Here is a 16,126-nt window from a genome sequence, read left to right as displayed (position 1 = left end):
CTTTTTACACTGAAAATTGTTCAGTGTTTAAGGTCCAATCGAGAAATCGGTTGGACCTTTTTTTATGTCCAAAAATAAGGCCAAGACTGCCCTCCACACGCTCTCTGGACCGATACCAAAATACCGCACGTTCAAAGGGGAGTCATTGCTAAGGGCAGCTGTTCTCTGGAGCAAAGGAATCCACATAAATACAAGAGCGATCCCGGATCGTTGCTCATCAACACACATGTCTGATAGAGCGGGTACCATAAGGTGAGACCTTTATAGTGTTGCTATTCCCCTACAATGATACAATGGATGTAATCGCACAGATTGCCAGAGCTTAGTGCAAGTAACCAAATCCTATGAGCGCATAGCAAAATTACTGCTTGACAAACCATAATTGTTATCGTAATAGTTTGAATGGTGGTACTTCTCCTTGAAGTGTTACTTCCTTAGTTTTCCTCTGGTCTCCAGCAAATCGGGCATCTAGAACATAAGGCATACGTTCTAAACGCTGAACCTCTAGGGTAAGAAACCCAAACTCTGTTACCACCTTGCCCGAAATTCGATAAACACCCTTACCCTGAAAAGGCCATTTCTTGAGTGAAGGAGGGAAGTGTACCGTATCTAACCACTTTCCAGTAAGGTCTAAAAATGTGCCAAAGCACATCCTGTCTCCACGGGAGGTACTCGTTTTTTTTGCGGTGACGAGATAACCATAGATAGTAATTTGTTTGTTTAAGTATCCTGATAGCTCAGAGGCAATGAGATGATGTGAAGGTTCTTCTTGAAGAATTAGGAAAGGATCAAATAATGGGAAACCCAGCAATTCTAATTGGTCAAAGGCTTTTTCAAGATCTGTAATTGGAAATTTTGGAAGTATGAAATCTTTAATTGAAGTTTTAAAAAGTTTTTGCTGGTTTATGTCTTTTGGAGCGTTGCTCTCTTTGAAATATACTTCCCACAACAAAGCGCGCTTGTCTTTGTTTATTGTTCTAAACGCGTTTATTCGTACTAAGAGATCTAGCTGTTCTAGGCTTATTTCAATACGCTCTTTAAAATTGTCTAGAGAGGTAAATGTGTTAATGTGCCTATCGTTCATTATATCTATCATAATTTGTTTTTCCAGTCCTTGAATATGCTGGAAGCCTAGATAGATTTCTTTTCCTTTAATGACTGTTTGAATATCGCTCGTGTTGATACAAGGAGGATGTATAGTGCCACCGTGCATTTTTGCTTCATGTATATAGGTTTCTGTTCGGTAGAAGCCGCCACCGTTATTTATGGTGGCTACCATATACTCAAGTGGGTAGTAGCATTTTAAATAAAGACTTTGATAGGATTCAACGGCATATGACGCAGAGTGCCCTTTTGCGAAAGCGTAACCCGCAAAGCTCTCCACCTGTCTCCATACCTCATCTATCTTTTTCTCATCTTCTCCTTTGGCTAAACAGTTTGACTTAAACTTTTCTTTTACTTTAAAAAATTCTTCTCTAGAACGATACTTGCCGCTCATCCCACGACGTAGTACGTCTGCCTCGCCTAAATTTAAGTCTGCATAATAATGTGCCACTTTAATAACATCTTCTTGATACACCATTACACCATAGGTATCTGGCATAATATCTAGTAGGACCGGGTGGCTTTCTCGCTTTGCCCGACTGGGATCCTTATGTCGCAAGATGTACTCGCGCATCATCCCGCTTTTTGCAACTCCTGGGCGTATTATGGAGCTTGCAGCAACTAATAGTGGATAATTATTTACTGATAATTTCCGTAGTAACATACGCATCGCCGGAGATTCTACGTAAAAACAACCTATACACTCGGCGCGGGAAATCATCGCGTTGATGTTCTTATCCTTAAAAAATGGTTTTGCATCGTGAATGTCAGGAAGCTTAATTTCAGGGTGATTTTGCTTTATAATAGCTATCGCATCCTTTATTTTACCTAAACCTCTCTGTCCCAAAATGTCAAATTTATACAGCCCTACATCTTCAGCAATGTGCATATCAAACTGCACGGTGGCAAAACCCTTAGGTGGCATATTAGTCGCCGAAAAGTGATGAATGGATTTTTCTGAAATGAGAATTCCCGCAGCGTGTATACTTATATAATTAGGCCTTCCGTTAAGTATTGAGGCATATTTGAGCACTAAGGTCTTTATATTATCTAAGTTGTCGATGTTATATCTACCATCACTCAACTTATCAATCTCGTGTTTAGGCAAGCCAAATACCTTACCCAGTTCTCGCACAGCGCCACTACGTTTAAAAGATACATAAGCGCCTAGCAAAGCGACGCGATTATCTTCCCCAAATTCCTTGAATATAAAATCAGTAACATCCTCGCGATCCCAAGTAGAAAAATCTATATCAAAATCTGGCGGAGTCGCGCGGTAAATGTTCATAAAGCGCTCAAAATAAAGGTCGAGCTCAATAGGATCTACATTTGTAATGCGAAGTAGGTAGGCCACTATACTGTTTGCACCACTTCCGCGACCTACATAAAAATAGCCTTTGCTACGGGCATACTCAATAATGCGCCAGTTTATGAGGAAAAACGCCACATAGCTCTGCTCTTTTATGACGCCAAGCTCCTTTTTTAAGCGTTGGCGTATGGTGTCATCTACAATTTCATATCGCTCTGGAAGTCCTTTGTGGCAGAGGTCAACAAGCATCTCATAATCTGCTTCTGGAGAATCCAAAAAAATAGAGAGATTTTGAGAGGGTTTTATTTTTTCAAAATTGAAATGGATTTTACATTCACTTAAAAGGCGTTTTGTGTTCTCAATGATGTGCGAGTACTCTTTAAAATATGCTTTGAGTGTTTCTTTCGAAAGCATTTTGTCATCTGGGCTTCCCTGTTCAGATTCTGGGAGCATACTTAGTAATGCATAATTATCTATAGCCCTGAGTAAGCGGTGTGTGTTATAATCCCGCTTATCGCGAAAGCTCACCGTGTGCAAAACCACTAATCGGTCTTTGAATTTCTGCAATGGGGAAAACCGAAACTTATTCAAATCTTTTATTCTAATCCCAATATATTCATTGGCCGAAAATGAAGTTTTTTCCAACTTCAGTACATTTTCAAAAGGATAGATAACAGAAACATTCTTAAATGCAGGAGCAAGTTCAGGAAAGGAGGTTTTGTCATGCAGATGTCTAGAAAGAAAGGTGTTGATTTCTAGAAAGCCCTCGTTATTTTGTGCAAGCGTGATATAGCATTGATAAATCCCGTTTCTGAAATCGACGCCTATGATGGGTTTTATGTTGTTTTCCTGTGCTCTTCGTACAAAGTTCAGGCAGGCAGAGGTGTTGTTTATATCCGTAAGCACAAATTCCTTACATCCTTCGGCTATTGCCATTGCAAGCAGTTCTTCTTCGGAAATGGTTCCGTAGCGTAGGCTGAAATAGGAGTGATTGTTTAGGTACATTTTGAACTTGAACTTGAATTTGAATTTGAATTTGAATCTGAATCTGAAAAGACATAGGACTTGCACTCCTACGGCTTGCTGACTTAGTACATAAGACTAAAAGTGTTGCGTAACAGTTTTGCTTTCCTGCCTGCCGGCAGGCAGGCGCGAAAGCGGAATCATTTTGTCCTAAGTCCTACCTCAGGGTGCAAAGCGACCCCATCCTAAGTCATCTCGCAATCTCGTTTTTCTACTTTCTACTTTATTTACTGATGTCTGTGTGCTAATAAAATAGGCGGTTCTCCATTAAAGGGATTCCCCTGGTTCCCGATAGTTCTTGAGCCTTCTCCTATGGTATTTGCCCGGCGTATGCTGTGGTCGCCGTAGCGATCTCTTATGATGTCCATTGCTTTATATAGGTTTACGGTTTTATTCGTGTTTTCAAAAAGGTCTATCTGGTAATGACCTTCAGTAAGACCGCTGTAGCGTACACCCACGAGCCTGATGAGCATCCTGCGGTTATGGAGTTTATGGAAGAGTTCCATTACTTTTGGGATAAGTGTATGATCTGCCGAAGTGTAAGGAACACGCATCTGTTTAGAATAGGTCTGGAAGTCTGAGTAGCGTACTTTTACAGTTACTATAGAGGTAAGCTTATTACCACGACGCAATTGAAATGCAAGATTTTCGGCCATTGCGCTTATGGTGGTGCGCAGTTTTGTGATGTCTGTCGTGTCCTGGCCGTAGGTACGCTCGCTGGAGATGGACTTGCGCTCGTGATACGGCACAATGGGGCTGTTATCTATTCCGTTACATCGCTCCCAGATGATGCGCCCACTTTTGCCAAAAACCGCTTCCATCATTTCTAGTGGCATTTGCTGTACAAGGTCAACGGTGCGCACACCTAAGTTGCAGAACTGTACAAACGTTTTCTGACCTACAGAGGGAATCTTTTTTATAGATAGTGGTGCGAGAAATATCTTTTCATACCCTGCATCTACCTTGATTTCGTTGTTAGGTTTTGCTTCTCCAGTTGCGACTTTAGAAACCGTTTTATTAGGAGACATTCCAAAGGAAATAGGCAGTCCAGTCTCGTTCATAATGCGCTGACGCAATTCCTTAGAAAAACGGTAACACCCAAAAAATTTATCCATCCCCGTAAGGTCTCCGTAAAACTCATCTACACTCGCTTTTTCTACCACAGGAAGTGACTCTTGCAGTATCTCTGTGACCTCGCGCGACATTTTAGAATATGTGCCTGCGTTTCCTCTTATGTAAACGGCGTCGGGACATAACTGGCGTGCCATTTTCATAGGCATTGCGCTATGTACCCCAAAGGTACGCGCCTCATAACTGGAAGCGCTCACAACGCCACGGTCACCTGTCCCACCTACGATAACGGGCTTTCCTATAAGGCGACTGTCCAATCTCCTCTCACAAGAAACGAAGAAAGTGTCTAGATCAAAATGTATTATCGTGCGTTGCATAGTTAAGATATTATCCAAAATTATGGAATAATTCCTATATTTAATGTTAACGTCAGTCAACTAAGTTATCAACACATTGGAACTGCTAATAAATCAGGCTTCTTACGTATAGCTATTGACTTTTCTTAACACAAATTAACAAACACCAGTATTATCTTCACTTTTCAAATCGTAACACTATTTTTGGATGAAGTTTACTCAATATTTAGTACTTGCATTTCTTGTAGTCACTACCATTTCTTGTAAGCAGGAGGGTGGGGAGGATACCGCTTTCGCGAAAGCGGAAACCCCGACATTTAACGTAAATTTTGAAAAGTTTACGCTGGACAATGGTCTTACCGTCATCTTGCACGAGGACAAATCTGACCCAGTAGTCGCAGTCGCGCTGACCACGCACGTAGGATCTGCTCGTGAAATTGAGGGAAGAACAGGATTTGCACATTTGTTTGAGCACCTATTATTTTTAGAATCTGAAAACCTGGGAAAAGGCGGACTGGACGCAATGAGCGCCCGCATAGGTGGCTCGGGAGCAAATGGATCCACCAGTCGCGACCGTACCAACTACTTCCAAACGGTGCCGAAAGATGCGCTGGAAAAAATGATTTGGGCAGAGGCAGATAAGTTAGGGTATTTTATAAACACGGTGACAGACCCAGTGCTCGCCAAAGAAAAACAGGTCGTAAAAAACGAAAAACGTCAGAGCGTAGATAACCGTCCTTATGGTCACTCGCGCTATGTAATCGGAAAAAATATGTACCCAAAGGATCATCCGTACAACTGGCAAGTGATAGGATCGCTGGAGGATTTACAGAATGCAACTTTGCAAGATGTAAAGGATTTTTACAATCGCTGGTACACACCAAATAATACGGTGCTTACGATTGCCGGAGATTTTGACGTAGCGCAAACTAAGGAGTGGGTGGAAAAATATTTTGGCGAGATTCCCCGTGGGGAAGAAGTTGCTCCTCTGGAAAAACAGCCTGTGCAACTTGAGGAGACAAAAAAAATGTACTATGAAGATAATTTTGCACGCCTTCCACAACTCACAATGACGTGGCCTACGGTGCCTAATTATGAGGAAGATTCTTATGCGCTAGATGTTCTTGCTACCTACCTTTCTGACGGAAAAAAAGCGCCTTTTAATCAGTTATTGATTGATGAAAAAAAGCTTACAAACCGTGTGAGTATGTTCAATTTTGGGTCGGAGCTTGCTGGGGAATTTGGACTTTCTATTAATGCCTATGCGGGAAAGGATTTAGATGAAGTTGCAAAAGCCGTGAGCGAAGCCTTTACAAAATTTGAATTACAGGGAATTTCAGAAAATGACCTTGAGCGTATCAAAGCCGGTCAAGAGACACAGTTTTACAATGGCCTTTCTAGTGTGCTGGGCAAAGGATTTCAACTGGCTCAGTATGAGATTTTTGCTGGAGATGCGGGATATATTAATAAAGATGTAGATAAGATACTTGCCGTAACTAAGGAAGACGTGATGCGCGTTTATGAGAAATACATTAAAGGTGAAAATTATGTGTCCACGAGTTTTGTGCCCATCGGTCAAAAAGACTTGGCTCTAGAAGACTCAAAGCTCGCCGAAGTGGTAGAGGAAGAAATAGTAGAAGGTGCCGAGGAAACATTTGACGCCTCTATCGTTGCTGACTATGAAAAGACGCCTTCTTCTTTTGACCGTTCTGTAGAGCCACCGTATGGAGAAAGCCCAGAATTAAACATCCCAGAAGTTTGGAATGAGACGCTCTCTTCTGGTATAGAAGTTTATGGAATAGAAAATGACGAAGTACCGCTCGTGCAGTTTCAGATGAATATAAGAGGCGGACTGTTATTAGAAAACAAGGACAAAGTAGGTGTTTCTAATCTGCTCGCGCAGTTAATGACTAAAGGAACAGCCACAAAAACTACAGCGCAACTTGAAGAGGCTATTGAAAAACTGGGAGCCAATATTTACGCCTATTCAGACAAAGAGAATGTTTATATAGGAGGAAACACCCTGGCAAAAAATTACGATAAGACAATGGCGCTCGTCGAGGAAATTCTCTTACAACCTCGCTGGGACGAGAAGGAATTTGACTTGATAAAGCAAAGCACTTTAAGTAATCTAGAACAACAAAAGGCTAACCCTAATGCGATTGCTTCTAATTATTTTGATATGCTTATTTATGGGGAAGACAGTATTCTCGGGAAGAATAATCTAGGAACACCTAAGTCTGTACAGGCAATAACGCTTGCAGACCTTAAGAGTTATTATTCCAATTACATATCACCTTCGGTTGCTAAAATGCAGATCGTAGGTGCTATAGGAAAGGGGCAAGCGACAGCTTCTCTCAATGGTATCAATGAGCAATGGGAAGTAAAAGAAGTAATCATCCCAAAACCTGTGGTTCCTGAAGCTCCAGAGCAGTCTAACGTTTACTTTTATGATGTGCCAGATGCAAAGCAGTCTGTACTTCGTTTTGGCTATCCTGCGCTGTCAGCTACAGATGAGGATTACTACCCTGCTCAGGTGATGAATTATAGACTTGGTGGCGGAGGCTTTGCCTCAGAGCTTACGCAGGAATTGCGTGAGGGGAAAGGGTATACATATGGAATAGGTTCGCGTTTTAGCGGGACTACCATTCCTGGGCCATTTTCTATTTCTAGCGGTGTACGTTCTAATGTTACGTATGAGTCTAGTGCTCTGGTAAAAGAAATTGTTCAGAACTACGGAAAAGACTTTACACAAGAAGATCTTGACGTTACTAAAAGTTTTATGACTAAAAGCCAAGCGAGAGCCTTTGAAACTATAGGGGCAAAACTCAACATGCTAGATAACATCTCTAATCTAGGAATGCCCGTAGATTATGCAAAACAGCGACAAGCAACCGTTGCGAAAATGACCGTTGAAGATGTAAAGAAACTCGCTGGCGAGTATCTCAATCCTGACAAGATGATTTATCTCGTCGTAGGGGATAAGAAAACACAAATGATTAAACTGGAGCAATTGGGCTACGGGACACCTATTTTGCTCGAGGAGAAAGAGGAAAATGTAAAGCAATAATGGTATTACATAAGCGAACTTAGGTTCGCTTTTTTTTCTCTTGTAGGAGTATAAACGTAGATACTTTTAATTTTTAAATAAAAAAAAATAAGCAAGTTGAGAGTATAAGTAAAATCACTCGTTTAAGACTCGTTCTTGACTGAACATTAAGGATACTCGCAACCCTTTCTGATTTGTGGTTCAAGCCAAGCGTTTTTAAGTTTCGGGCATAAAGAAAGCCAAGCAAGTTGATAAAGAAGAAAAACCGCTCGTTCACGGTCAGTGCTGTATTTGTGGTTCTGGCTACTCGCGACCCCTTCTGATTTATGGTTCAAGCCAAGCGTTTTTAAGTTTCGGACATAAAGAAAGCCAAGCAAGTTGCTTGGCTTTCACCCCAAATCATAATTGATTATTTAAAGTCAATTACAACAGTCTTAAATATTTTTCGGTGATTTCTACCTTACAATAATATAATAATTTTTTACAAATAGCTGTTAATCAGTATTTTTCTATTTTCTAAAAATCTTACAAAAAGATAACGTCTTTCTAGTAAGATTAGTACAAATGTACGTCGAATTATTGCTTACTGTCAAACAATTTTAAGCTATTTTTTTAGGCTAACTCTTTGCCGATGAATATATTAATTTCATCGAATTATTAACACATTCATTTACAGTTTTGGATTGCTAACGTTATTTAAATGAAGGCTTTTGACTCAATAACATCATTTTTGTTCTCTTGCCACTTCATCATATTGAATCCTTTATGAATGCAAAAACTACCAGTATCACCTGACTTATTCATAGCGATGTACGCTACTTGAAAATCTTTATAGCGATTGTTTTTTCTAGTAATACGGTAAACGGCCTCTTCACAAGCCTCTTGCGGTGACATTCCTGATCGCATTAGTTCGACAATAAGGAAACTCCCTACGGTTTTTAGAACCTCCTCGCCCATACCCGTCGCAACGGCGCCACCTACTTCATTATCTAAAAATAATCCAGAACCTATAATGGGAGAGTCACCCACACGACCCTTCATTTTATACCCTAATCCAGATGTAGTACACGCCCCCGCAATATCTCCATCACCGTCTATCGCGAGCATTCCTATAGTATCATGGTTTTCTACATTAATTGCGGGTTTGTAATTACTAGTCTTCAACCATTCTTCCCATTCTAGTTTACGCTGTTCTGTAAGTAGCGGCTGTTTTTTGAATCCCGCTTTATAGGCGTACTCTTCGGCACCGCGACCTGCTAAAATAACATGTGGAGTGTCTTCCATCACTTTTCTGGCAAGTGCAGCCACATTCACAATATTTTCGACAGCCAGTACGGCACCGCAATCTCCCGCTGGGTTCATTACGCAAGCATCTAGCGTTACGTTACCCTCACGATCTGGAGTCGCACCTATTCCTACAGTCGAGTTTTCTTCATTTTCTTCTTCTACAGCAACTCCTGCGATAACAGCATCCAGAGCAGACTTTCCTTGCGATAATAATTCGCCAGCTCGAGCAGTAGCTCCAGAAAAGTTCCAAGTACAAATGGCTATAGGTGATGGTTTAAAAGCAGATTGTTTTTCCGCTTTCGCGAAAGCGTCCACCTTTCCACTTTCATTTTTACATCCCAAGAGAGTAGCACCCGTTGCTAGACCTGTTCCAGCTAGAGTTGTATTATGTATGAATTTTCTTCTATCCATAGAAAATTGAATTTTTCCCACAATTGCAGAAATTTAATTACTGTACTAAATGATTACGCGTTGCCCATTCCGTCCAAGAACCGTCATACACAGTCTTAGAGCCTTCTGAAATTAAATCGTATGCTAAAAGAATAATACAAGCCGTAATCCCCGAACCACAACTGAAGATAGGTGATTTCCCCGCTATAGGTAACTCACTAAAAATATCTTGAAGTTGGGCGTTAGATTTGTATTTCCCATCTTCTAGCACCTCCGTATATGGTAGGTTAATTGAATTTTTAATTTGTCCACTTTTAAGCTGTGGTCTAGGTTCGGGAGCCGTGCCTCGAAAACGACCTGATGACCTTGCGTCAATTAAAATAGAGTCTTGGGAACGAATATTTGCTTGTATATTTTCAAAAGTTGCAATCCTTCTGGGGTCTAATTGGGCTTTAAAATTTCCTCTTTCCACAGACTCATTGGTGCCTTGTATTACAGAATAACCAGATGCTCTCCAAGAAGGAAGTCCGCCATCAAGTACAGATACTGCATCGTGACCAAAGGTCTTAAACATCCACCAAACCCTAGGACTCGTAAAAATACCTTTATTGTCATAAACTACAATATGTGACGAGGTGTTGATGCCAAGGTTCTGACATCCTTTTTCAAAAATTTCTGGACTTGGAAAACTGTTGGGTAAAGGATTATTAAGGTCGCTAAAGGTGTTTTTTATATCAAAATGTCTGGCTCCATGTATCGTTTGCGTCTCATCATAATCTGCACTTGCATCCAGAACGATAAGGTGATCATTATACAAGTTGTTTCTAAGCCAATCTACAGATACTAATTGCTTTGTCATAATTACTACACTATCGTATTACAATCTCATCTAAAAAGAGCCAGGCCTTCCCGTCATAGTCATATCCCAAATGCCATTCTGGAACGGGGCCCACAGTTTTTGCTACCACTTTAATATAACGCGCATTAGTGTTTGGGGTGGCCGTAATGTTTCGGATAGCAATAGCATCATCTTTTTTGCTCGATTCATAATTTTCTTTAAAAACTTCGGTATAAGTTTTACCGTCTTGTGATATAAGATAAGACACCTCTGTTGGGTAAAAAATCCAGCTTCTCTGATCCTGTAGGAAACCTACTTCTATTGAGTTTATAGTCTGATTTTTACTTAAATCTAAGGTCGCAATTACATCTTGATCTGAGTAACCTTGCCAGGTTCCTGTTCTAAAATCTACCGTGCCACGTATTCCGTCTATTAAAGCATCGTTACCACCCGCATTGTAGGCATTTGCATATTCGGCATCCAGTTGTATGGATAAATTTTCATTAATTTGAAAAAATTGTGTCTCGATGACTGTGCTCTGGCCGTGTCTCGTGTCGGTATAAGTGCGTAGTGTTGTGGGTTGAGATATTGTAATGGGCTTACGGTATCTTTTAAAAGGTTCTTTTTTGCTTAAAGCAAAATATATCTCTGCATCCTTCTCAACACTCCCCAGAACAATAGTTGTTTCTCCTTTAAAAGCAATATCGCCTTGCTCAATAAAAGGAGCGGGAGTGAAAAGATGGTCCTTAATTTCGGTTTTAGGACTATGGGCAGGATGTTTTCCCCAACGTGATGGGCTCGTAGACATTTCAAAGGTTAACGCTCCACCGTCTAATATATCACTATGTTTAAGGTAAGAATAAGGATGTGCAGAACCGTTCATTTTTGCGGAAGCGATATATCTATTTTCCTCGTTTAGATTTTCTGCTGTAATCGTAAATTGATTCCCATTCTCAAGATTAATTGTTGCTTTATCAAATAATGGTTTTCCTATCACATACTCGCTTGTTCCGGGAGTAACGGGATAAAACCCTAGTGAACTAAATACATACCAAGCGCTCATCTGGCCGCAATCCTCGTTGCCCGAAATTCCGTCTGGGGCATCGTGGTACATTGTGGTCATAATCTCGTGCACGCGTTCTTGTGTTTTCCACGGCTTGTTTATAAAATTATAGAGATATGCCATATGGTGGCTGGGTTCGTTTCCGTGAGCATACTGACCTATGAGCCCCGTGATATCTGCTTGGTCTCGTCCAGAGGTTTGGCTTTCTGCTGTAAATAATTCATCTAACTTTTTTTCTAGCATTTTCTTCCCGCCCAAAAGTTTTGTAAATCCTGTTATATCTTGCGGTACGTAAAAACTATATTGCCAGGCGTTTGCCTCTGTATAATTAAAATTGACTTCAAAAGGGTCAAAGGGTGCAAACCATTTATTGCGCATACGACCACGCATAAAGCCGGTCTCCGGGTCAAAAACATTTTTGTAGGACTGTGCTCTTTTAATAAAGGTCTCATACATTTCACCGTCACCCATTTCTTTGGCGACCTGCGCAATCGTCCAATCGTCATACGCATATTCCAAGGTCTTTGAGACGGACTCTGATTCTTCTTCTACAGGAATAAACCCAAATTCTTTATACACCTTTAATCCAAGCTTATCCCTTGTTGCGCTATGAATCATTGCTTCAAAAGCTTTTTCGGTATCATAACCGCGTATGCCTTTTATATAAGCATCTGCAATTACGGGAATACCGTGATAACCTATCATACAGCCGGTATAATTCCCAGAAAGATCCCAGATAGGGATGATACCACCTTCATCATATTTGGCAAGCATCGTGTTTATAAAATCGTTTGTACGTTTTTCTTCTATAATTGTATATAATGGGTGCGCAGCACGGTACGTATCCCATAGTGAGAAGACGGTATAATATTTAAAATCTGTTGTTTGGTGTACCTCCAGATCCATTCCTCTATAACGCCCGTCAACATCTTGATAGAGGTTTGGGGCGAGCATTGTATGATATAATGACGTGTAGAAGTTCGTTTTGTATTCCGTATTTGAACTTTCAACAATAATTTTTTCTAGTTGTTTTTCCCATTTGGCCTGCGCTTCTTGTTTTACTTCCTCAAAGCTTTTATCGCCTATTTCGGTTTCTAGATTATTTTTTGCTCCTGATTCATCTACCGCAGAAATACCAATTTTTATGATGATGGGCTCATTTTTTGGGTTGTCAAATTTTAATGCGGCCTTATTTGCTTTTTCTCCTTTCTTACTAATGAGCAAAGACGAAGATTGCTTCATAAATTTAAACGGATGCGAAGTTTTGATATAATAAAATAACATTTGTTTATTAGCCCAGGCCTTAGAGTGACGATAGCCAGAAAGTTCGGTGGTAGAAAGGGTGTCCACCTTAGCATCTAACACTTCATCGCGATGGTCTAGGTCTAGGATGAGGTAATTTCTTAGGGAGTCCGCTTTCGCGAAAGCGTACTTGTGAACCCCACTTCGTTCTGCAACCGTGAGCTCAACATCAATATTTGTGCTGTCCAGATGTACCTTATAATATCCTGGTTGTGCAATCTCATTATCGTGTGAAAAATGATCGCGGTATCCAGCGTTTCCGTCTGCTCCATTATTAAAATTAATTGTAGTGGATGGCATTAAAAGAATATCACCATAATCTGAAACGCCGGTGCCACTCAAGTGTGTGTGGCTAAAGCCATAAATGTACTCGTCATCATAGTGATACCCAGAGCACCCATCCCAACCGTCTAGTCTAGTGTCGGGACTGAGTTGCATCATCCCAAAAGGCATTGTCGCCCCGGGATACGTATGTCCGTGACCGCCTGTTCCTATAAATGGATTTACATAGTTTATAAGAGGTCGGTCTTTTTGAGCTGGAGTTACTTCTATGATGCGGTCACAGCTTAAGAATAGTGTGGTTGAGATTAAAAGTAGTAGGTAAGATCGCATTTTTGGCTTTGTGTTTGTGACTAAGATACGGATAATGCAATTTCCGTACATTAGGGATATGAAACTAGAAATTTGTGCAAATTCCTTTGAGAGTGCTCAAGCGGCTCAGGTAGCTGGGGCGCATCGTATAGAGCTATGTCAAGAGTTAGCCCTAGGAGGCATCACGCCCAGCCACGGGCTTATAGAAAAAGTAGTGGAGGAACTTGAGATTCCCGTTTTTGTACTCATACGCCCTCGTAGTGGAGATTTTACGTATTCTTACAGCGAGTTTGATATAATGTTACGAGATATCGCATTTGCAAAGGCAGTAGGTTGTAGAGGAATTGTTTCTGGTATGTTGAATTCGGATTTTACGATAGACGTCGAAAGAACTCAAAAGTTAGTGACGGCTTCTTCTGGAATGGACTTTACCTTTCATCGCGCTTTTGACTGGACTCTGGACTATAATGTTGCTATCCAAACATTAAAAGGAATGGGAATTAACAGGATCCTAACCTCTGGGCAAGAAACAAATGTAGATGCGGGTTTTGAGAAGTTAGTTGAGATGAAAAATATCGCAGGGTCAGATTTTTCAGTAATGCCAGGAGGTGGTGTAAATTCAGAAAATATTGTGAGGTTTAAAGAAGCCAGTTTTACTGAGGTTCACGCGAGTGCATCCAGCTTTCGTCAAAGCTTAAAACATCACATACCAATGCATAATACCGCAGATTTAGATAAAGACAAGCTAAGATTTTCTGATGTAGAAAAAATAAGAGGATTGTTGAAATTTTTATAAACAAAAACCTCCCGAAAATGAAAAATCGGGAGGTCTCTACTATTTATATTTCAAAAATGTAATTAATCATTAAGCTTTAAAACAGCCATAAACGCTTCTTGAGGAATCTCTACGTTTCCTACGGCACGCATACGTTTTTTACCTTTTTTCTGCTTTTCAAGAAGTTTGCGCTTTCGCGAAATATCTCCTCCATAACACTTAGCTGTTACATCTTTACGTAATGCCTTTACAGTCTCACGAGAGATGATTTTTGCCCCAATCGCTGCTTGGATTGGAATGTCAAACTGCTGGCGAGGTATGAGTTCGCGTAGCTTCTCACACATACGTTTACCTATGTCATATGCATTATCTTGGTGCAATAAGGCACTAAGTGCATCTACAGGTTGTGCGTTTAGAAGTACATCTACTTTTACAAGTTTTGAAGCACGCATTCCAATAGGAGAGTAGTCAAACGAAGCATACCCTTTTGAAACTGTTTTTAACCTATCATAAAAGTCAAAAACGATTTCTGCCAGTGGCATATCAAAATTTAACTCTACACGCTCTGTAGTAAGGTATGTTTGAGCTACAATTTGCCCACGTTTTTCAATACATAGGGACATTACAGGTCCCACAAAATCAGATTTAGTAATGATTGTTGCTTTAATAAATGGTTCCTCAACACGGTTAAGTGATGAAGGCTCGGGTAAATCAGAAGGGTTATTTACCAGAATAATCTCATCTGGATTTTTGTGCGTAAAGGCATGGTAGGATACGTTAGGCACCGTAGTAATTACGGTCATATCAAACTCTCGTTCCAGACGTTCTTGTATAATCTCAAGATGCAGCATCCCAAGGAATCCACATCGGAATCCAAAACCAAGCGCCGCTGAACTTTCGGGCTCAAAGACTAAAGAAGCGTCGTTAAGTTGCAGCTTCTCCATAGAGTTACGTAGTTCCTCATAATCCTCTGTGTCTACTGGATAAATCCCAGCAAAAACCATAGGTTTTACGTCTTCAAAACCTGCAATTGCATTTTTGGTAGGGTTCTTTGCATCGGTAATTGTATCTCCTACTTTTACCTCGCGTGCATCTTTAATTCCAGTAATGAGGTACCCTACATCACCGGCTTTTATTTCTTGTTTTGGTGCTTGTGTAAGTTTCAGAGTTCCTACTTCATCTGCTCCGTAAGTATTACCAGTTGCGACAAATTTTATCTGTTGATTTTTCTTTATTGACCCGTTAAGAACTCTAAAATATGTTTCTACACCTCTAAAAGGATTATAAACACTATCAAAAATCAAAGCCTGTAATGGCTCGTCTACATTTCCTTTAGGAGCAGGTATACGTTCAATTACTGCAGCGAGTATTTCTTGTATACCGATACCCGTTTTTGCACTTGCAGGAATCACATCTTCAGCCTTACAGCCCAAGAGATCTACAATATCGTCTGTTACTTCTTCGGGATTTGCGCTTGGGAGGTCAACTTTGTTCAGTACCGGAATAATTTCTAGGTCATTTTCTAGCGCTAGATATAAATTTGATATCGTTTGTGCCTGTATGCTCTGGGCTGCATCTACAACGAGCAGTGCTCCCTCGCAGGCAGCAATACTTCGAGATACCTCGTAAGAGAAATCTACGTGGCCTGGAGTGTCTATTAGGTTTAGAATGTATAGCTCTCCTTTGTACATATATTCCATCTGGATGGCGTGCGATTTTATCGTAATACCACGCTCCCGTTCTAGGTCCATACTGTCCAATAATTGTGCTTGCGCCTCCCGCTTTGTTACCGTTGCAGTTTCGTCCAGAAGACGGTCTGCCAGCGTACTTTTACCGTGGTCAATGTGGGCAATAATGCAAAAATTCCGGATGTTCTTCATAGTCATAGCAAATAGGCTACAAATATACGGCTAATCGATGCCATTTAATTCTTACCAAAATAGAATTTGTGTATTTGGTCGAAAATTT

At 40.6% G+C, this 16,126-nt stretch carries 8 protein-coding genes; 2 read left to right on the top strand and 6 right to left on the bottom strand.

All coding sequences use genetic code 11. The features are described from left to right. Window positions 1–385: 385 nt before the first annotated feature. Both EAX61_RS05140 and dinB read right to left on the bottom strand, forming a co-directional pair. Window positions 386–3,418, bottom strand: a complete 3,033-nt coding sequence (locus EAX61_RS05140; protein ID WP_121916591.1) for a DNA polymerase III subunit alpha — start codon at window positions 3,416–3,418, stop codon at window positions 386–388. A gap of 245 nt (window positions 3,419–3,663) precedes the next feature. Continuing rightward, window positions 3,664–4,884 carry a DNA polymerase IV gene (gene dinB / locus EAX61_RS05135; RefSeq protein ID WP_121916590.1) on the bottom strand — a complete coding sequence of 407 codons (1,221 nt, stop codon included), beginning with the start codon at window positions 4,882–4,884 and terminating at the stop codon, window positions 3,664–3,666. Between the two features lie 187 nt (window positions 4,885–5,071). Between dinB and EAX61_RS05130 the strand changes: the two genes are divergently transcribed. Continuing rightward, window positions 5,072–7,933: a M16 family metallopeptidase gene (locus EAX61_RS05130; protein ID WP_121916589.1), complete on the top strand. Its 2,862-nt coding sequence runs from the start codon at window positions 5,072–5,074 to the stop codon at window positions 7,931–7,933. A 675-nt stretch (window positions 7,934–8,608) separates the two neighbouring features. Here the strand turns inward: EAX61_RS05130 and EAX61_RS05125 are convergent. Genes EAX61_RS05125 through EAX61_RS05115 form a run of 3 tightly spaced genes read right to left on the bottom strand, consistent with a single transcriptional unit; the run spans window position 8,609 to window position 13,404 of the window. Beyond that, window positions 8,609–9,610 carry an isoaspartyl peptidase/L-asparaginase family protein gene (locus EAX61_RS05125; protein ID WP_121916588.1) on the bottom strand — a complete coding sequence of 334 codons (1,002 nt, stop codon included), beginning with the start codon at window positions 9,608–9,610 and terminating at the stop codon, window positions 8,609–8,611. 37 nt (window positions 9,611–9,647) lie between these two features. Then, window positions 9,648–10,448, bottom strand: a complete 801-nt coding sequence (locus tag EAX61_RS05120; RefSeq protein WP_121916587.1) for a sulfurtransferase — start codon at window positions 10,446–10,448, stop codon at window positions 9,648–9,650. A gap of 10 nt (window positions 10,449–10,458) precedes the next feature. Next, entirely contained in the window at window positions 10,459–13,404 is a 2,946-nt protein-coding gene (locus EAX61_RS05115) for a GH92 family glycosyl hydrolase (RefSeq protein WP_121916606.1), read from the bottom strand. A gap of 58 nt (window positions 13,405–13,462) precedes the next feature. Here EAX61_RS05115 and EAX61_RS05110 point away from each other — a divergent pair, with 58 nt between their 5' ends. Beyond that, entirely contained in the window at window positions 13,463–14,179 is a 717-nt protein-coding gene (locus EAX61_RS05110; protein WP_121916586.1) for a copper homeostasis protein CutC, read from the top strand. Window positions 14,180–14,241: 62 nt separating this feature from the next. Here EAX61_RS05110 and lepA read toward each other — a convergent pair whose 3' ends face one another. Continuing rightward, window positions 14,242–16,038 carry a translation elongation factor 4 gene (gene lepA / locus EAX61_RS05105; protein WP_121916585.1) on the bottom strand — a complete coding sequence of 599 codons (1,797 nt, stop codon included), beginning with the start codon at window positions 16,036–16,038 and terminating at the stop codon, window positions 14,242–14,244. Window positions 16,039–16,126 lie beyond the last annotated feature (88 nt).

This window comes from Dokdonia sinensis (assembly GCF_003688895.1).
Taxonomy (GTDB): domain Bacteria; phylum Bacteroidota; class Bacteroidia; order Flavobacteriales; family Flavobacteriaceae; genus Dokdonia; species Dokdonia sinensis.
This window is presented reverse-complemented; position numbering and strand designations above follow the sequence as displayed.

Excerpts from the sequence above, each read along its gene's own strand:
- EAX61_RS05140 (WP_121916591.1), bottom strand. The coding sequence starts at position 3,418 with ATGTACCTAAACAATCACTCCTATTTCAGCCTACGCTACGGAACCATT.
- dinB (WP_121916590.1), bottom strand. The coding sequence starts at position 4,884 with ATGCAACGCACGATAATACATTTTGATCTAGACACTTTCTTCGTTTCT.
- EAX61_RS05130 (WP_121916589.1), top strand. The coding sequence starts at position 5,072 with ATGAAGTTTACTCAATATTTAGTACTTGCATTTCTTGTAGTCACTACC.
- EAX61_RS05125 (WP_121916588.1), bottom strand. The coding sequence starts at position 9,610 with ATGGATAGAAGAAAATTCATACATAATACAACTCTAGCTGGAACAGGT.
- EAX61_RS05120 (WP_121916587.1), bottom strand. The coding sequence starts at position 10,448 with ATGACAAAGCAATTAGTATCTGTAGATTGGCTTAGAAACAACTTGTAT.
- EAX61_RS05115 (WP_121916606.1), bottom strand. The coding sequence starts at position 13,404 with ATGCGATCTTACCTACTACTTTTAATCTCAACCACACTATTCTTAAGC.
- EAX61_RS05110 (WP_121916586.1), top strand. The coding sequence starts at position 13,463 with ATGAAACTAGAAATTTGTGCAAATTCCTTTGAGAGTGCTCAAGCGGCT.
- lepA (WP_121916585.1), bottom strand. The coding sequence starts at position 16,038 with ATGAAGAACATCCGGAATTTTTGCATTATTGCCCACATTGACCACGGT.